The organism is Vibrio sp. Vb1166, from assembly GCF_033338695.1.
GTDB classification, from domain to species: Bacteria; Pseudomonadota; Gammaproteobacteria; order Enterobacterales; family Vibrionaceae; genus Vibrio; species Vibrio alginolyticus.
The window spans coordinates 114,136-131,570 of the sequence record NZ_JAWOTE010000014.1 but is presented as its reverse complement, the minus strand read 5'-3'; the positions used below and the strand labels follow the sequence as shown (position 1 = coordinate 131,570).

General features: G+C 44.8%; 16 protein-coding genes, 1 tRNA gene and 1 other annotated feature. Of the genes, 9 read left to right on the top strand and 8 right to left on the bottom strand.

Annotated elements, in window-relative coordinates; genetic code table 11:
- Positions 1-2: 2 nt before the first annotated feature.
- The 4 genes from R7E51_RS15405 to uvrY form a co-directional block, all read right to left on the bottom strand.
- Positions 3-76: transfer RNA gene (locus R7E51_RS15405), tRNA-Cys, on the bottom strand.
- Positions 77-538: 462 nt separating this feature from the next.
- Positions 539-1,096, bottom strand: a complete 558-nt coding sequence (gene pgsA / locus R7E51_RS15400; protein ID WP_005394805.1) for a CDP-diacylglycerol--glycerol-3-phosphate 3-phosphatidyltransferase — start codon at positions 1,094-1,096, stop codon at positions 539-541.
- 46 nt (positions 1,097-1,142) lie between these two features.
- Entirely contained in the window at positions 1,143-2,975 is a 1,833-nt protein-coding gene (gene uvrC / locus R7E51_RS15395) for an excinuclease ABC subunit UvrC (protein ID WP_017820475.1), read from the bottom strand.
- Position 2,976: 1 nt separating this feature from the next.
- Positions 2,977-3,621 carry a UvrY/SirA/GacA family response regulator transcription factor gene (uvrY, locus tag R7E51_RS15390; RefSeq protein WP_005386783.1) on the bottom strand — a complete coding sequence of 215 codons (645 nt, stop codon included), beginning with the start codon at positions 3,619-3,621 and terminating at the stop codon, positions 2,977-2,979.
- Positions 3,622-4,048: 427 nt separating this feature from the next.
- Here uvrY and R7E51_RS15385 point away from each other — a divergent pair, with 427 nt between their 5' ends.
- Positions 4,049-6,412, top strand: coding sequence for a DNA polymerase II (locus R7E51_RS15385; RefSeq protein ID WP_206957894.1), 2,364 nt, complete (start codon positions 4,049-4,051; stop codon positions 6,410-6,412).
- Here the strand turns inward: R7E51_RS15385 and R7E51_RS15380 are convergent.
- Positions 6,409-7,176 (bottom strand): nucleotidyltransferase, encoded by a 768-nt coding sequence (locus R7E51_RS15380; RefSeq protein ID WP_025767268.1) that lies wholly within the window; start codon positions 7,174-7,176, stop codon positions 6,409-6,411. The two genes, R7E51_RS15385 and R7E51_RS15380, sit on opposite strands and share 4 nt — an antisense overlap.
- A 194-nt stretch (positions 7,177-7,370) precedes the next feature.
- On the opposite strand from R7E51_RS15380, the gene efpL reads away from it, so the two are divergent.
- Positions 7,371-7,937, top strand: coding sequence for an elongation factor P-like protein EfpL (gene efpL, locus R7E51_RS15375; protein ID WP_005376801.1), 567 nt, complete (start codon positions 7,371-7,373; stop codon positions 7,935-7,937).
- 2 nt (positions 7,938-7,939) lie between these two features.
- Positions 7,940-8,260, top strand: coding sequence for an HI1450 family dsDNA-mimic protein (locus R7E51_RS15370; RefSeq protein ID WP_005376800.1), 321 nt, complete (start codon positions 7,940-7,942; stop codon positions 8,258-8,260).
- Positions 8,261-8,448: 188 nt separating this feature from the next.
- Here the strand turns inward: R7E51_RS15370 and rluB are convergent, their stop codons facing one another.
- Entirely contained in the window at positions 8,449-9,387 is a 939-nt protein-coding gene (rluB, locus tag R7E51_RS15365; protein WP_005376798.1) for a 23S rRNA pseudouridine(2605) synthase RluB, read from the bottom strand.
- Between the two features lie 565 nt (positions 9,388-9,952).
- Here rluB and R7E51_RS15360 point away from each other — a divergent pair.
- Entirely contained in the window at positions 9,953-10,663 is a 711-nt protein-coding gene (locus R7E51_RS15360) for a calcium-binding protein (protein ID WP_005376796.1), read from the top strand.
- Positions 10,664-10,756: 93 nt separating this feature from the next.
- On the opposite strand, the gene R7E51_RS15355 is transcribed toward R7E51_RS15360, so the two are convergent.
- Together R7E51_RS15355 and rnm are read right to left on the bottom strand one after the other, a co-directional pair.
- Positions 10,757-11,377 carry an L-threonylcarbamoyladenylate synthase gene (locus R7E51_RS15355; protein WP_005376791.1) on the bottom strand — a complete coding sequence of 207 codons (621 nt, stop codon included), beginning with the start codon at positions 11,375-11,377 and terminating at the stop codon, positions 10,757-10,759.
- A 59-nt stretch (positions 11,378-11,436) separates the two neighbouring features.
- Positions 11,437-12,294, bottom strand: coding sequence for an RNase RNM (rnm, locus tag R7E51_RS15350; RefSeq protein WP_005386777.1), 858 nt, complete (start codon positions 12,292-12,294; stop codon positions 11,437-11,439).
- A 95-nt stretch (positions 12,295-12,389) separates the two neighbouring features.
- Here rnm and R7E51_RS15345 point away from each other — a divergent pair, with 95 nt between their 5' ends.
- The 5 genes from R7E51_RS15345 (at position 12,390) to trpCF (ending at position 17,383) form a co-directional block, all read left to right on the top strand.
- The gene (locus R7E51_RS15345) at positions 12,390-12,515 is read left to right on the top strand and encodes a trp operon leader peptide (protein WP_005376787.1); all 126 of its coding nucleotides are present in this window, start codon (positions 12,390-12,392) and stop codon (positions 12,513-12,515) included.
- Positions 12,462-12,565: a sequence feature (Trp leader region), on the top strand. Its footprint overlaps the gene before it by 54 nt.
- 126 nt (positions 12,566-12,691) lie before the next feature.
- A complete protein-coding gene (locus tag R7E51_RS15340) occupies positions 12,692-14,257 on the top strand; it encodes an anthranilate synthase component 1 (RefSeq protein WP_206957896.1) in 1,566 nt (521 codons plus the stop codon).
- 16 nt (positions 14,258-14,273) lie between these two features.
- Positions 14,274-14,882, top strand: a complete 609-nt coding sequence (locus R7E51_RS15335) for an aminodeoxychorismate/anthranilate synthase component II (RefSeq protein ID WP_206957898.1) — start codon at positions 14,274-14,276, stop codon at positions 14,880-14,882.
- Positions 14,883-14,919: 37 nt separating this feature from the next.
- The gene (trpD, locus tag R7E51_RS15330; protein ID WP_206957900.1) at positions 14,920-15,930 is read left to right on the top strand and encodes an anthranilate phosphoribosyltransferase; all 1,011 of its coding nucleotides are present in this window, start codon (positions 14,920-14,922) and stop codon (positions 15,928-15,930) included.
- Between the two features lie 13 nt (positions 15,931-15,943).
- Positions 15,944-17,383: a bifunctional indole-3-glycerol-phosphate synthase TrpC/phosphoribosylanthranilate isomerase TrpF gene (trpCF, locus tag R7E51_RS15325; RefSeq protein WP_206957902.1), complete on the top strand. Its 1,440-nt coding sequence runs from the start codon at positions 15,944-15,946 to the stop codon at positions 17,381-17,383.
- The last annotated feature ends 52 nt before the right edge of the window (positions 17,384-17,435 follow it).

Sequence of the window (17,435 nt, the reverse complement as noted above, 5' to 3'; positions counted from 1 at the left end):
AATGGAGGCGCCTCCCGGAGTCGAACCGAGGTCCACGGATTTGCAATCCGCTGCATAGCCACTCTGCCAAGGCGCCTCATTTGTGAATAAAGATAAGCTTTTTCACCACCCTTTCGAGCCGTGCTCTCTTGGGTACGGGATGCATTCTACGGATTCGAGCGATCGAGTCAACACTATTTTTATTTTTTTAAATCGTTTGACTAGAATTTGTGCGAAAGACGATGGATTGCTTAGTTTTAATACTAAAAATCGCTTAAATACACTTGTTTATCATAAAACTTTGGCTACGCCTTACACTGCTGGCCGTGCGTTGCGTGCATTGAAGTATTAATAATCAGAAGACTCGCCTCTCTAAGACTCTCCAAGGACAAAAACAAGACTTAGATCACAAATAGAACTCTATCGAAGCAAAAGCCCCAGATACAAATTGCAAACATGGCCGTTAGCAAGCATTGAAAAGCGAGAGAAGCCAAAAAATGCTGTAGATTGTCTTAGTACAAAAAAGCAGGCTATTAAGCCTGCTTTCTAACATCAGAATTTAATGGTGCTCTTCATTCAACAGATCGTCTTTCGCAGCAGCCAAATATTGAATCATTGACCAATATGTCAAGAAAGTTGCCACATACAAGGCCGCAAAGCCTAGCCAAACCATCCATTCATCGTAACGCCATATCAACACCCATAAGGCGAACATTTGCGAAACAGTTTTTACTTTGCCAACCCAAGATACCGCAACACTCGCTCGCTTACCGATTTCAGCCATCCATTCTCGCAATGCTGAGATAATGATTTCTCGCGCAATCATCGTTACCGCAGGAATGGTCACCCAAATTGAATGATAATGTTCCGTGATTAGAATCAATGCCGTTGCCACTAGCACTTTATCAGCGACAGGATCAATAAACGCGCCAAAACGAGAAGTTTGGCCAAGTTTACGGGCCAACATGCCGTCAAGCCAGTCGGTAAAACCCGCTACCCAAAACACCATTGCTGCTGCAAACGGTGCCCATGAATAAGGTAGATAAAAGACAACCACAAAAACAGGGATTAGGAACAGTCTAAGAAGAGACAGAATGTTCGGGATATTCAAACGCATTTTATTATTCTCTTACACATTGCGGCTTAATGTTGCGCGATTTTCCTTATTGTTTCAATGCTTGGAAAATAATTTCTGCTAAAGAGTGACTTATTCCCGGTACTTTGGCGATTTCTTCGACACTTGCACGTTTAAGTTCTTGTAACCCACCCATGTACTTGAGTAACGCCTGACGTCGTTTAGGGCCGATTCCCTCAATCCCTTCGAGTGCACTCGTACGTCTGGTTTTACCTCGCTTAGCACGGTGCCCCGCTATAGCATGGTTATGGCTTTCATCACGAATATGTTGAATAAGATGCAGCGCAGGAGCATCGCTTGGTAAATGAAACTCGTCCCCATCGACTGTAATCAGCGTTTCTAAACCTGGTTTGCGAGTAACGCCTTTTGCAATACCAATCATGATAGGACGCTTTGGCCAATCCCCCCAGTACTGCGAAATGATGTCATGCGCACGATTTAACTGACCTTTACCGCCATCGATAAAGATGATGTCGGGAATTTTCTCTACGTCCAATTGCTTCGAATAACGGCGCTCCAACGCTTGTCCCATTGCTGCGTAATCATCACCACCGGTAATCCCAGTAATGTTGTAGCGACGATACTCTTGCTTTACGGGGCCTTCGTTGTTGAACACAACACATGACGCAATCGTGCTTTCCCCCATCGTATGAGAGATATCAAAACATTCCATTCGAGCTATAGACTCCAAATTCAATGTTTCGCGAAGCGCATGAAAACGTTGATTAATCGTCATTTTGTGATTGATTTTGGTGGTAATCGCCGTTAGTGCATTCGTGTTCGAAAGCTTGAGATACCTTGCTCGAGAGCCAGTTGGCGACGTATGAAAATGAACCTTACGGCCTGCCACTTCACTTAACGCTTTCTGTATTGGCGCAATATCTTCTGCCAACTCTTGATTCAAAATAATACGAGAAGGAATTGTACGTGCTTCGTTATGGCTCAAATAGTATTGAGTCAGAAAACTATCGAACACTTCCTGCTGGCTTGTATTTTGTGGGATTTTCGGAAAATGGCTACGGCTACCAAGCACTTTGCCTTGGCGTATCATCAGGATATGGATACACGCGATACCATTCTCCTGAGCAAACCCGAGTACATCCATATCATCCATGCTGTCTTCTGAGACGTACTGCTGCTCTTGAACACGCCTAATCGCTTGGATTTGATCGCGAAATTTAGCGGCATCTTCAAAGCGCAATTGCTGACTGGCAACTTCCATTTTCTCGATCAGTTGTTTGAGTACTTGCTGATCTTTGCCTTGCAAAAACATGCGCACAAAGCCAACCAACTCTGCATATTCTTCATCAGAAATGATGGTATTAACGCATGGTCCTGCACAACGACCAATTTGGTACATCAAACATGGGCGCGTTCGGTTGGAATAGACAGTGTCTTCACACTGGCGCACAGGAAATATCTTTTGCAGCAAATGCAATGTTTCTCTTACTGCACCAGAATCTGGGTAGGGGCCAAAATATTCACCTTTGCGCTTCTTGGCGCCACGGTGGATAGAAAGCCGTGGGTGCTTATGACCGCTAATAAAGATATAAGGGTAAGACTTATCATCTCGCAGCAACACATTGTATTTCGGCAAATACTGCTTGATGTAGTTATGCTCTAAGATCAGCGCTTCTGTCTCAGTGTGAGTCACCGTGACGTCTATTTTGGCGATATTACTGACAAGCGCGCGAGTTTTCTCACTGTCTACTTTTTTCCGAAAGTAGCTTGAAAGGCGCTTTTTAAGGTCTTTGGCTTTACCTACGTAGATTACAACAGCTTCGGCGTTGTACATTCTGTAAACGCCGGGCTGATGAGTTACTGTTTTGAGAAAGGAAGCCGAATCGAAGGGAGGATTCACGCTAAAGGGTCTCGGTGTCCAGCATTCCGTGGCGAATCGCTAAGTGAGTTAACTCAACGTCACCATTAATGTCCAATTTACTAAAGAGTCGGTAGCGATAGCTGTTGACTGTCTTTGGACTTAAATTAAGTTGCTCAGAAATATCCGTTACCTTTTGGCCTTTGGTGATCATAAGCATGATCTGCAATTCACGCTCGGATAAGTCTTTAAAAGGGTTCTCAGAGGCTGGAGAAAATTGACTCAATGCCATCTGCTGCGCAATCTCTGGCGAGATGTAACGCTGCCCACTATTAACTACACGAATCGCATTCACCATTTCGTCAGGGCCAGCACCTTTGGTTAAATAACCAGACGCACCTGCCTGCATCACCTTGGTTGGAAACGGGTTTTCTGTATGAACGGTAAGTACGATGATTTTCACATCAGGATTCACGCGAAGAATTTTTTTAGTGGCTTCCAAGCCGCCAATTCCTGGCATGTTCATGTCCATTAAAACGACGTCAGCATGATTACTGCGACACCATTTTACTGCATCTTCACCGCTGTCAGCTTCTCCTGCTACGTTCATTCCACGGACGTCTTCAATAATACGTCGTATCCCTGTGCGAACCAGCTCGTGATCATCTACAAGGAAAACATTTATCAAACTTGTATCTCCACACTTTGTATTGGTTCTGCACCCACATAACCATTATTTGTTAAATGTGGATATCAGTATGACTGCCTATATACTAACGTAATCGACAAAAAATTGCTTTCTATGAATATGTGCTGAAACGCAAACTTTAGCAAGAACTTATTCATAAACCACTCTATTATTTTAGAGCGTGATGAGCAGAACCGAAATCTAAGAAAAGACAATTAACAACATTAAGTACAATAAATCAAGTAACTAGGTTTCATATTGCCCAGAGAAACACGCTATAACTTAAAATGACACTGTCCCTCTTGCACCAAAGACTAACTTGTAATCACTAATTCCAGCAAAAATTTGAGACGCTTTCTTTACTGGTTATTTTCACAGTTCTTAGTGTTAAACTAACGTTCTTCAAGTTTTCTAAGGTTTCTCACATTTGAATATTCAACAAGGCTTCCTGCTAACTCGACAGGCACGAGACATCAAAGGTCAAACTCAAATCGAGCTGTGGCTTTCGACAGAAGCAGGTCCTACTCAGTTACTTATTAATGGTGAGAAGCCAGTATTTTTCATCGCTCAGAAACACTCAGAGCAAGCAAAGACACTCGCACGAGAAAAAAACATATTCGTCGACATCCGCCTTTTGGATCTCAAAACGTTTGAACATACGCCTCTTGCTGCCTGCTATACCAATGTAACCAGAGACGCTCTCGCACTCAAAGACACATTCGCTCAAAAAGATATCACTACGTATGAAAGTGATATTCGCCTCGCCGATCGCTACCTAATGGAGCGTTTTATCAAAGGCAGTATCGAGTTTACAGGCAATGTGACTCGCACCAATGGCTACCAACGCGTCCAGAGCGCAAAATGCCGTGCGGGGCAATATGAGCCGAAGTTAAACGTTGTCTCGTTAGATCTAGAATGCTCTGAGAAAGGCATTCTTTACTCAATCGGATTAGACAGCGTCATGGATTCCCGCGTTATCATGATCGGAGAACCAGAACCTTCGGAGACACCGATACAATGGGTCCAGGATGAAAAGGCGCTTCTAGAAGCACTCATCGATTGGTTTAAAAAATTCGACCCCGATGTCATTGTCGGTTGGAATGTCATTGATTTTGACTTTCGTCTGCTACACAAACGAGCAGAATGGCACAACATGAAGCTAATGCTTGGTAGAGCAGACCAAGCCAGCTTTTTCAGAAGTTCATCTCAAAGCCAACAAGGGTTTATTTCCATTCCAGGGCGAGTTGTAATGGACGGTATCGATACGTTAAAAACGGCGACTTATCACTTTCGGTCTTGGTCATTAGAGTCTGTATCTCAAGAACTCTTAGGGGAAGGGAAAGAAATCCACAACGTTCATGACCGCATGGATGAGATCAATCGTATGTACCGCTCCGACAAACCATCGCTGGCTAAATATAATTTACAAGACTGCGTGTTAGTGAATAAGATTTTCAATCACACTCACCTGCTTGACTTTGCAATAGAGCGCTCTCGTCTCACTGGTGTCGAACTGGATCGTGTCGGCGGTTCGGTTGCAGCATTCACAAACCTATACATGCCTCAGATACACCGAGCAGGCTACGTTGCCCCAAACCTACACCCTGAAAGTTGGATTGCGAGCCCAGGCGGTTACGTGATGGACTCCATCCCTAACCTATATGATTCTGTTTTAGTATTGGATTTTAAGAGTCTATATCCATCGATTATTCGCTCTTTCTTGATTGATCCTATGGGTTTAGTTGAGGGGTTATTGCTCGATATTGGAAAAGAAGAAAATCAGGCTGTACCTGGCTTTCGCGGTGGGCAGTTCCATCGTACGAAACACTTTTTACCAGAAATGATTGAAAAGCTTTGGGCAGCACGTGATGTTGCAAAGAAGAACAATGAAAAAGCTTTTTCTCAGGCAATCAAAATCATCATGAACTCCTTTTATGGCGTACTGGGCTCATCGGGATGTCGTTTCTTTGATACTCGGTTAGCTTCTAGTATTACCATGCGCGGACATGAAATCATGAAGCAAACTAAGGTGCTGATTGAAGAGCAAGGATATCAAGTGATTTACGGCGATACGGATTCCACATTCGTGTCGTTGAATCGACCATACAGTCAAGTAGAAGCTGACGCTGTTGGAAATCAATTAGTTGATTACATCAACTCTTGGTGGCAAGAACACCTGCGTTCTGAGTACAACCTAACATCTATGTTGGAAATCGAGTATGAAACCCATTATCGCAGATTCCTTATGCCAACGATTCGTGGCGCAGAAACTGGCTCGAAAAAGCGCTATGCGGGTTTAATCGGTGAAGGAGAGCAAGAACGGATTGTATTTAAAGGGTTAGAAAGTGCCCGTACTGACTGGACCTCGTTAGCACAGAAATTTCAAAATACACTCTATAGCATGATTTTCCATGGTGAAGATCCAAGCGACTATGTCCGAGAGATGGTTGAGAAAACTAACAACGGTGAATTTGATGAACAGTTGGTGTATCAAAAGCGACTGCGCAGAAAACTGCATGAGTATCAGAAGAACGTCCCGCCACAAGTGCGTGCAGCTCGTTTAGCGGATGAGATAAATGCCAAGCTTGGCCGCCCATTACAGTATCAAAACAAAGGGCGAATTGAATACATTATTACCGTGAGCGGTCCTGAACCTTATGAGTACCTCAATAGCCCTATTGATTATCAACATTACATTGATAAACAACTCAAACCCGTTGCGGATGCGATTCTCCCTTTCATTGGGACGGACTTTGACAGGCTTTCAGCGCCACAAATGGGGTTGTTTTAGCCGATACGAAACTCTGTTTTCTGGTACTGTTTGACTAACCAATCACCAAACGCATCAATTAGCCCGATAACAGAACGCTTGGGAATACCCCGGCCAGAAAGTAAAATTTCTAGCCGCTCGATCTCAAGCTGCTTTTCAGGATGATAAGTTAAGAATACCTTGCCACATTGTATAGGGTCATCAAACCAACGTTTATCTCGATACATCACCAAAGAGTATGACGCTCTTAGTAACTTTTTAGCAATCACTCGCTGGGCGGCCACCTGCTCTTCTATCGTCTTCGCTTGTACGATTTTTTTGCGATACACCGTAATCCAATCTTCCACATCCATATTCCAGTGCTTAGCAATTTCCCAACTTGGGACGTAATCACCGAAGCAGTCTGCTAGATCATCACCATAAACACAGACACAGCAATGCTTAAGCATAAAGCCCCAAGTAAAAATACTATCTAAATTAGCCACTTCGCTCACTAAGGCTGTACGGACCGATACACCATTAACGTGAGGGTAACTCTGCTGCGCACGCCACTTAATTGTGTTGAGCAAAGTCGCGCGATTGTGCTCAAAGGATGATTGAGTAACGACAACCAGGTCTAAGTTCGACCTCTCAACGATCGCTGTTTTGCGAGCAACACTACCGTATACATAAACGCTGTGTAAGTTTTGCCCCAGTCCACCTTTGAGACAAGCGGTGACTTCCCTAATTAAAGGCGCAAACTCTGGTTGAAATGGTTGTTTAGGATCGATAACAGGCAGAGACATGACTTAAAACGTGTTCTCAGATGGTTCAAGAAGTTGGGCTATATGTTCTCTTAGCCAACTCACCGAATCAAGTCCATTCAGGTGTTTAGTCATGGGAGTAACAACAAATTTCTGCAATGAATTTTAATGCTAGGCGGCTAACTTAGCGCTATAATCACCGAGTTTTGCTTAATAAGTATGAATAGGAATATACAATGCCAAAGGCAAGTGAAATCAAAAAAGGCTTCGCAATCGAGTCTAATGGTAAAACTCTTCTAGTTAAAGACATCGAAGTAACGACTCCTGGCGGTCGTGGCGGCGCTAAAATCTACAAAATGCGTTGTACAGATCTAAACACGGGCGCACGTGTAGATGAGCGTTACAAGTCTGATGACGTTGTTGAAACGGTAGAAATGAACAAACGTGCAGTTGTGTACTCATACGCTGACGGCGATGAGCACATCTTCATGGATAACGAAGACTACTCACAATACACATTCAAGCACAATGAAGTTGAAGACGACATGCTGTTCATCAACGAAGATACACAAGGTATCCACATTATCCTTGTTAACGGTGCTGCAGTGGGTATTGAACTACCATCTTCTGTTGAGCTAGTGATTGAAGAAACTGACCCTTCAATCAAAGGTGCTTCTGCATCTGCTCGTACTAAACCAGCACGCTTCGCTTCAGGTCTTGTCATCCAGGTTCCTGAGTACATTGCAACTGGTGACCGTGTTATCATTAACACAGCTGAACGTAAATACATGAGCCGAGCATAAGCATGTCTGATTTGATTTCTTACGACGACGTCATCGACGCAGCGTACGACATTTTCCTTGAGATGGCTCCAGATAACCTAGAGCCAGCTGACGTGATTCTGTTTACTGCGCAATTTGAAGATCGTGGTGCCGCAGAACTTGTTGAAACCGGTGATGACTGGGTTGAACATGTTGGCTTCGAGATCGACAAAGAAGTATATGCAGAGGTTCGTATCGGCCTAGTAAATGAGGAAAATGACGTTCTTGATGACGTATTTGCTCGTATGCTAATCAGCCGAGACCCTGAACATAAGTTCTGCCATATGCTTTGGAAACGCGATTAACGTTTCTTCATCATGAACAAAGATACCAGCCTAGTGCTGGTATTTTTTTTATCTGTTGTTTTCGTCTAGCTGAGATATATGTTTATACAAAGCACCCTGCTCTATATAGGCTTTAGATCCTTTTGTTATGTAACAGATAAGAAAAAGGCTTGCCGAATTGGCAAGCCTTTCTGATGTTTTGCTATCGATTAACGATGCTTGTTGCGTGCGCCTTGGTCACCAGCAGTCTTCTTCGGCTTACGACGAGAAGGGTTGTTGCTGCGACCTTTTGGCGTGTTAACACGCTCTTCATGGCGCTTAACTGCGCGACGAATTTTTTGGCTGCGTGCACGCTCTCGTTTGCGTGACGTATTGTCTTTGTTCAGATCAAGCATGGTTTCTTTCTCTGGACGAAGCTCTACAAGCTCACGCAAGTAGTTTACTTCTTTCAGGTCAAGCTCCATCCAACCGCCACGAGGCAGTTTCTTGTCTAAGAAGATGTCGCCGTAACGAACACGTTTCAGACGGCTAACGGTACACTCTTGCGATTCCCATAGTCGACGAACTTCGCGGTTACGACCTTCGTTGATAACAACGTAAAACGTGTGGTTCATGCCTTCACCACCCGCGTAAACAACATCTTCAAAGCGAGCTAAACCGTCTTCCAGTTCAACACCTTTTACTAGATTACGAACTTTCTGTTCAGTTACTTCACCGAACACACGTACTAGGTATTCACGTTCAACTTGGCGGCTTGGGTGCATTAAGCGGTTCGCCAGTTCACCATCCGTTGTGAAAAGTAGAAGACCAGAAGTGTTCGCATCCAGACGACCAACTGAAATCCAACGAGAGCCACGAATTTTTGGCAGACGATCAAAAACAGTACGACGACCTTCTGGATCGTGACGAGTACACAGTTCACCCTCAGGTTTGTAGTACGCAAGTACACGACAAATCACTTCTTCTTGAATCTTTGCAGAGACAATGTGACCATCGATACGAACTACGCTGCTCTCGTCTTCAAGTCTTTCACCAAGCTTAGCGACTACACCGTTCACGCTAACGCGACCAGATTTAATTAACGATTCAATCTCACGACGAGAACCGTGACCAGCACGTGCTAATACTTTTTGTAACTTTTCGCTCATTTATCTACCTATGTGTCGTCTTCACAGACGTCTAGACCAGGATTGGTCTGCATTTTGCTATTTACCCATTTCAGTGGGATTTTTCGGTCGGACATTATACGTAACTTTCTTAGTTAATGTAAGCTAAATCGGCGCCATTCTCCACGCCAAAATTCACTTCAAAAATGACCGAAATATTTGTCCTATTCTGCAACTTTTTTACTACTTAAAGCAGGCATTGCTCAACGAGAATCCCACTAATATCGGTCTTCCTGAACCACTTTAACCACGCGGTACCTGATAAAATTGTCAGGGTTACAACAATAACCACTTGGGGTGTGTTTACTGTTCGTATTGCTAGAAAGCAACGAAGAATAAGCCGTCCCTGTTTGCTGCTAAGTAATACCAATCACCGCAGACAATGAGCGCTCATAGCAAAACAAGGTCGTGGGTAACAAGACAAAAATTGTCTTTAAGTCATTAGTTCACATCAAAAATAACACTAATGCTATCGTGTACTCTGACTCACTAGGTTCGCTCTGCACTCTCGGCGATTGGCATAAATCAGACAAAAAGGAATAGAACAATGTCTATGCTAAATCTCGACCTAAATTGGATTTTTGGGACATCTCAAGATGACGATATGACAGGCACAAAAGGCTCTGAAACAACCGATATTTTCTTCGGCTTCTGTGGTGATGATAAGTTTGTAGGATACGGAGGTAATGATATTGTCTTCGGTGGCTGGGGAGATGATACCTTGCTTGGTGGCCGAGGTAACGACTTTGTTTCTGGCGGCTTTGGAAACGATTTCCTATCCGGCGGATTAGGAAACGACAAACTCTTTGGTGGCTGTGGCGACGACACAATTTTTGATTATTCAGGCAACAACTACTTGAGTGGTGGCTGGGGTAACGACACGCTCGTTGTTGGTGATGGTGAATCAGTACTGAGCGGTGGCTGTGGAGACGACACCTTCGTGCTTACAAACCGCCTGGCTATTGGTGTACCTGATCAGCCAGTATCTTCCAACGATATTGATGTTAAAGCCGACATTGTCGATTTTAATATTTTCCATGACAAACTTGTCTTTGATATGGGCCGAGACACTGATAACGATGGCATTCGAGATACGTTCTTGGATTCAGCGGATGATCTGACTTTATCTTACAATGAATGTGGCTGGGCAGTATTCTCAAGTGATGAATACAATGTTGAAGTGACACTAAACGGTGTGAGCTCTGCATACATCAACTATGCAGAACAAAATGGTATCGACATTTTCGATTTCGCTTAACCTCAATCAGTTAAGTTCAATGAGATATTCGATATGATAACAAAAATAGGAGGCGCGATGCCTCCTATTTTGTTTGACGGTGGTGTGCGTCTACTATTCGAATGGTGCAGGGTCACCAGATCCCAAACGAACCACAACAGGTTCACCTTCGCTAAAGTCAATTACAGTCGTAGGTTGTTCACCTAGGTAACCGCCATTAAGAATCACATCAACCGCATGTTCTAGTTTATCGCGAATATCCTCTGGATCAGATTCTGTTACGTCACTGCCAGGTAGAATCAACGACGTAGACATCATCGGCTCACCTAATGCTTCCAACAAGTCCAAGGCAATTTGATTGTCTGGAACACGGATACCGATGGTCTTACGTTTTGCATTCATCAAACGACGCGGCACCTCTTTTGTGCCTTTGAAGATGAAGGTGTAAGGACCTGGTGTGTTATTTTTCAGCAGTCGGAATGCAGAGTTATCCACTCGCGCATAGAGAGAAAGCTCCGACAAATCACGACACAGTAAAGTAAAGTTATGCTTATCATCCAGACGACGAATCTGACAGATTCGTTCCAGTGCCTGTTTGTTCTCCAACTGACAGCCAAGTGCGTACCCTGAATCAGTAGGGTAAACCACAACGCCGCCGTTACGAATGATTGCTACTGCTTGATTAATCAAGCGAGCCTGTGGGTTTTCTGGGTGAACGTAAAAAAACTGGCTCATTGTAATTCCTCATTATCGAGCCTCTCGGCTCTATATTTTTATGGGTTCTCGACTTCGTATTACTGAGTATTATTCAACGAAGGATCTATTCCCCAATCTTTCCAAACTGGTTCGACGCCAGCAGGCAACCATAGGTTCCTTCCTAGCTCCATCCACGGTGATGGGTAGTGAAAATCACTGCCTTGAGAGGCTAATAGTTTGTATTGTATAGCATAATCAGCCAAGTTGCGCCTTTCTTGTTGCGCTTGCTGTGGCTGTGCAACTTCCATCGCATCACCACCCGCTTCGACAAACGCTGCTAGAAGACGCTTAATCCACTTCGCTGTCAACTTATATCTACCAGGATGCGCTAATACCGCCATTCCACCAGCCGCATGGATAGCATCAACCGCATCCTTCATCGAACACCAATTCGGTGGTACATAACCTGGGTTATTACGCGTTAGGTATTTTTTAAACACCATTTGCATGGTTTTTGCGTAACCATTATCTACCAACCATTTCGCGAAATGCGCTCTTGTCACTGGAGCATCACCGGCGATTTGCCTTACCTCTTCAAGCACACCTACTCGAGTTGCTTTTTGTAGTCGCTCTGCAATTAACTCAGATCGTGTTATGCGATGCTGCTTCTGTTGTTCTATGAGGGCAGATAATTGTTCATTTTCCGGATCGATATTCAGGCCGACAATATGAATATCTTTGTTTTGCCAGACGGTCGATATCTCAATGCCATTGATGATTTTTATCGGCAAATTATTATCTTGAACGTATTGCTTAGCTAACGCCAAACCGTCAACCGTATCATGATCAGTGATCGCCAAAACCTCGATATCAAAACTCAGCGCCCTTTCCACTAAATCTTTAGGTTCTAACCGACCGTCCGATGCAGTGGTGTGACTATGTAAATCAATTCTCATATTTTTATCGTTTTAATGCCGTTTTGGGGTTGACTTTTTACTCTCGCACTAGTTAACTAGTACACAAATACAAAGTACGTAATTTAAGGTTCACCATGTTACAAGAATTTAACCAAAACCAAAAAGCGAAAGTTGCGGTTTGTCTTAATAAGGCAAACTCATCAGATCTTGCTTGGTGGCGCACTTGGACTAGTTCTTGGTGGGCAAACGTATACTTCTAGTTTATAGAACCAAACGTTGTAAAGCCCGCTACTTAAGCGGGCTTTTTTGTTTTGTTGCTCATTTCACATTCAACTGCCTAAACATTAATCGAATATAGCCAACTCTAGATTGGGAGAACGTTTGCTTTATGCGACTATGTACGGCAGGAAGATTTAAACAGCTACAAGGAGGTCTTGTGAACAAGGCCATTGAAATTAAGAAACTTGGACAGCTTGAAGCGCTAACGGCTTCCGTCCCTTATACTCAAGACCCGACTCGCTTGTTCCACACACTATGTGAGAACAAAACTGACAGCCTATTGCTGGAATCTGCTGAGATCGATTCAAAGCAAAATTTAAAATCCCTGCTGATCGTAGATTCAGCGGTTCGCATTGTTTGCTTCGGCCATACCGTTAGCATGCACGCCTTGACCAACAACGGTAAAAACCTACTGTCTCACCTAAACCAGAACATCCGTGGTGACGTTGAGAGTAAGTTCGATGGCGAAACGCTAACTTTAGAATTTGACCAACCATGTGACACGTTAGATGAAGATTCTCGCCTACGTGAAGCCTCTTCTTTCGATGCGCTACGTTTGGTTCAACATAGTTTTGATATTTCACAGCAAGACAAACACGCAATTTTCCTTGGTGGTCTGTTTGCCTACGACTTAGTCGCAAACTTCGAGCCGCTTGGTAATGCAGAAGCAACAAATCAGTGTCCAGATTACGTTTTCTACGTCGCGGAGACATTGCTTGTTGTCGACCATCAAACGGAATCTTGCCAGCTTCAAGCGACGTTGTTTGTTGATGGTTCAGAGAAATCAGCGTTAGAAACTCGTATTGCAGAAATCAGCGCTCAGTGTGCAGCGCCAAAACTACTGCCAAGCGCAAAACAAATCGCTGACGTAACGGTAGAACCTAGCGTATCTGATGCAGACTTTTGCCAAACTGTTCGCGACTTAAAAGAGTTCGTAGTGAAAGGCGATGTATTCCAAGTTGTACCATCTCGCCGATTCACTCTACCTTGCCCTTCTCCACTCGCGGCTTACAAAGAACTGAAACAAAGTAACCCAAGCCCTTACATGTTCTACATGCAAGATGAGCTGTTCACTCTGTTTGGCGCATCACCAGAAAGCGCGCTTAAGTACGAAACCGACACTAACCAAATTGAAATCTACCCAATCGCAGGCACTCGTCGCCGCGGTAAGCGCCCTAACGGCGAGATTGATTTCGACCTAGATAGCCGCATCGAACTTGAACTGCGTACCGACATGAAAGAAAACGCAGAGCACATGATGTTGGTTGACTTAGCACGTAACGACGTCGCTCGTATTGCTCAAGCTGGCACTCGCCACGTAGCAGACCTTCTAAAAGTCGACCGCTACAGCCACGTAATGCACTTGGTCTCTCGTGTGGTTGGTCAACTACGTGAAGACCTAGACGCGCTGCACGCATACCAAGCTTGTATGAACATGGGTACGCTCACCGGCGCACCTAAGATTCGTGCCATGCAGTTGATTCGCGATGTAGAAGGCGCACGACGCGGTAGCTACGGCGGTGCTGTGGGTTACCTTACTGGCGAAGGTACATTAGATACTTGTATCGTAATCCGCTCAGCGTACGTTGAGAACGGCATTGCTCAAGTTCAAGCTGGTGCAGGCGTGGTGTTCGACTCTGATCCACAAGCGGAAGCAGACGAAACGCGCGGCAAAGCACAAGCGGTAATCTCTGCTATCCAAGCAGCGCATAAGTCACAATAAGGAATAGGGTTCAGAGATGGCTAATATCATTTTTATCGACAACTTTGACTCGTTCACCTACAACCTTGTGGATCAATTCCGCTCGCTAGGTCACTCAGTCAAGATTTACCGAAACAACATACCAGCACAAACCATTGAACAAGCGGTAAATGAGCTTGAAAACCCAGTGGTTCTGCTATCACCAGGTCCTGGTGCACCTTCAGAGGCAGGCTCAATGCCAGAGCTTATCCAACGTATGAAAGGCAAAGTGCCGATGATCGGCATTTGTCTTGGTCACCAAGCGATTGTTGAGGCGTACGGCGGTACTGTTGCTGGCGCGGGCGAAATCATTCACGGTAAGGTCTCTATGATGGAGCACCAAAACCATGCGATTTACCAAAACCTACCATCACCACTTGCAATTGCACGTTACCACTCGCTGGTTGCGACCAAGGTTCCTGAGAGCCTAACCATCACAGCAGAAGTGGATAACTTGGTAATGTCTGTTGTACATGAAGAAGATAAAGTTTGCGGGTTCCAGTTCCACCCGGAATCTATTATGACGACCTACGGAGCAACACTGTTGGCCAATGCCATCGAATGGGCACTTGAAGAACAAACTTCAGCGAACCCACTCACTGCTTAAAAAGCACTTGGCACATAAGAAATTTAGGAGAGGAAATATGGAAGCAATCATCAACCCTATTATTACCAAACTGTACGAGCAAGAATCGCTTACTCAGGAAGAGAGCCAACAGCTATTCGACATCATTATCCGTGGTGAACTAAACCCAATTTTGATGGCATCAGCACTGACTGCACTAAAAATCAAAGGCGAAACACCAGATGAAATTGCAGGCGCGGCAAAAGCACTACTGGCAAACGCAAACCCATTCCCTCGCCCAGATTACGATTTCGCAGATATCGTAGGTACTGGCGGCGACGGTCACAACACCATCAACATTTCAACCACTGCGGCGTTTGTTGCTGCAGCATGTGGTCTAAAAGTAGCGAAACACGGTAACCGCAGCGTTTCCAGCAAGTCTGGTTCTTCTGACCTTCTTGATTCATTTGGTATCAACCTAGCTATGAGCGCAGAAGATACGCGCAAAGCGGTAGACGAGATCGGTGTTGCTTTCCTATTTGCACCTCAGTACCACGGTGGTGTGCGACATGCGATGCCAGTGCGTCAAACCATGAAAACACGCACTATCTTTAACATTCTTGGCCCACTGATTAACCCTGCTCGTCCTAACATCGAATTGATGGGCGTTTACAGTGAAGAACTGGTTCGTCCTATCGCAGAAACCATGCTACAAATGGGTATGAAGCGCGCCGCTGTAGTACACGGCAGTGGCTTGGACGAAGTAGCAATTCACGGTGAAACAACCGTTGCCGAGATCAAAGACGGTAAGATCACAGAATACAAACTAACGCCTGCAGACTTCGGTCTAGAAGCGCACCCGCTAGAAGCGATCAAAGGTGGCGATCCTGAAGAAAACAAAGCGATCATTACCAACATTCTGACGGGTAAAGGTACAGACGCGCAATTGGGCGCAGTGGCGGTGAACGTTGCTCTGCTAATGCGCCTATTCGGCCACGAAGATTTAAAAGCCAACACGCAACAAGCGATTGAAGCAATGAATTCAGGCAAGGCGTACCAATTGGTACAACAACTTGCCGCACACGCTTAAGGAATTGAAGAAGATGACTGACTTCAACACTCAGCAAGCTGACAACCTGTCTGAACACGTTTCAAAGAAAGAAGCAGAAATGGCAGAAGTACTGGCGAAAATTGTCCGCGACAAATATCAGTGGGTAGCAGACCGTAAGGTGTCTCAACCGCTAAGCACATTTCAGTCTGATTTGCTGCCATCGGACCGCAGCTTCTACGATGCTCTGAGTGGCGAAAAGACGGCATTCATCACCGAATGTAAGAAGGCATCTCCTTCTAAAGGTTTGATTCGTGATCATTTCGACTTGGATTACATCGCATCGGTTTACAACAACCACGCAGATGCGATTTCAGTCCTAACAGACGAGAAGTACTTCCAAGGTAACTTTGACTTTCTTCCTCAAGTGCGCGGTCAAGTCAAACAACCGGTTCTGTGCAAAGACTTCATGGTAGATACCTACCAAGTTTACCTAGCACGTCATTACAGTGCTGATGCCGTGCTACTGATGCTTTCTGTCCTGAATGACGAAGAGTACAAAGCGCTAGAGGAAGCAGCACACAGCCTGAACATGGGTATCTTGACCGAAGTCAGCAACGAAGAAGAGCTTCATCGTGCAGTTAAGCTTGGCGCACGCGTTATCGGCATTAATAACCGTAACCTTCGCGACCTAAGTACTGATTTGAATCGTACTAAAGAACTGGCACCGACCATTCGCGAACTGGCTCCTAACGCAACAGTAATCTCAGAATCTGGCATTTATACACATCAACAAGTTCGTGATTTAGCGGAATACGCAGACGGCTTCTTGATTGGTAGTTCACTGATGGCGGAAGACAACTTAGAACTTGCTGTACGTAAAGTGACCTTAGGCGAAAACAAAGTGTGTGGCTTAACGCATCAAGATGACGCAGCAAAAGCATATCAAGCCGGCGCGGTATTTGGTGGCCTGATTTTTGTCGAGAAGTCGAAGCGTGCGGTTGACCTTGAAGGTGCTCGCTTAACCATGAGCGGTGCTCCACTGAACTACGTAGGCGTTTTCCAAAATCACGATATCGATTTTGTTGCTTCTGTCGTGACCTCTTTGGGTTTAAAAGCGGTGCAACTGCACGGTCAAGAAGACCAAGCTTACGTAAACCAACTCAAAGCCAAACTGCCAGCAGCGGTAGAAATTTGGAAAGCTTACGGCGTGACTGATGCCAAGCCAGAACTACTTGCAGAAAACATTGACCGCCATTTATTAGATGCGCAAGTTGGCACTCAAACTGGCGGAACTGGTCAAGTGTTCGACTGGTCACTGATCGGCGACCCAAGTCAAATTATGCTAGCGGGCGGACTGTCGCCAGAAAATGCTCAACAAGCAGCGACATTAGGTTGCTTGGGATTAGATTTAAACTCTGGTGTAGAAAGCGCACCAGGCAAAAAAGATTCACAGAAGTTGCTCGCGGCATTCACCGCTATTCGCAACTACTAAAGCTGGATATCAGCTAAAAAATTTAAAGCTATTCGTAGCGAAAAATACGAGA

Bases quoted from the DNA above. Each gene is read 5' to 3' on its own strand.
- pgsA (WP_005394805.1), bottom strand. From the start codon at position 1,096: ATGCGTTTGAATATCCCGAACATTCTGTCTCTTCTTAGACTGTTCCTA.
- R7E51_RS15380 (WP_025767268.1), bottom strand. From the start codon at position 7,176: ATGTCTCTGCCTGTTATCGATCCTAAACAACCATTTCAACCAGAGTTT.
- efpL (WP_005376801.1), top strand. From the start codon at position 7,371: ATGCCAAAGGCAAGTGAAATCAAAAAAGGCTTCGCAATCGAGTCTAAT.
- R7E51_RS15370 (WP_005376800.1), top strand. From the start codon at position 7,940: ATGTCTGATTTGATTTCTTACGACGACGTCATCGACGCAGCGTACGAC.
- rluB (WP_005376798.1), bottom strand. From the start codon at position 9,387: ATGAGCGAAAAGTTACAAAAAGTATTAGCACGTGCTGGTCACGGTTCT.
- R7E51_RS15360 (WP_005376796.1), top strand. From the start codon at position 9,953: ATGTCTATGCTAAATCTCGACCTAAATTGGATTTTTGGGACATCTCAA.
- R7E51_RS15355 (WP_005376791.1), bottom strand. From the start codon at position 11,377: ATGAGCCAGTTTTTTTACGTTCACCCAGAAAACCCACAGGCTCGCTTG.
- rnm (WP_005386777.1), bottom strand. From the start codon at position 12,294: ATGAGAATTGATTTACATAGTCACACCACTGCATCGGACGGTCGGTTA.
- R7E51_RS15345 (WP_005376787.1), top strand. From the start codon at position 12,390: ATGTTACAAGAATTTAACCAAAACCAAAAAGCGAAAGTTGCGGTTTGT.
- R7E51_RS15335 (WP_206957898.1), top strand. From the start codon at position 14,274: ATGGCTAATATCATTTTTATCGACAACTTTGACTCGTTCACCTACAAC.
- trpD (WP_206957900.1), top strand. From the start codon at position 14,920: ATGGAAGCAATCATCAACCCTATTATTACCAAACTGTACGAGCAAGAA.
- trpCF (WP_206957902.1), top strand. From the start codon at position 15,944: ATGACTGACTTCAACACTCAGCAAGCTGACAACCTGTCTGAACACGTT.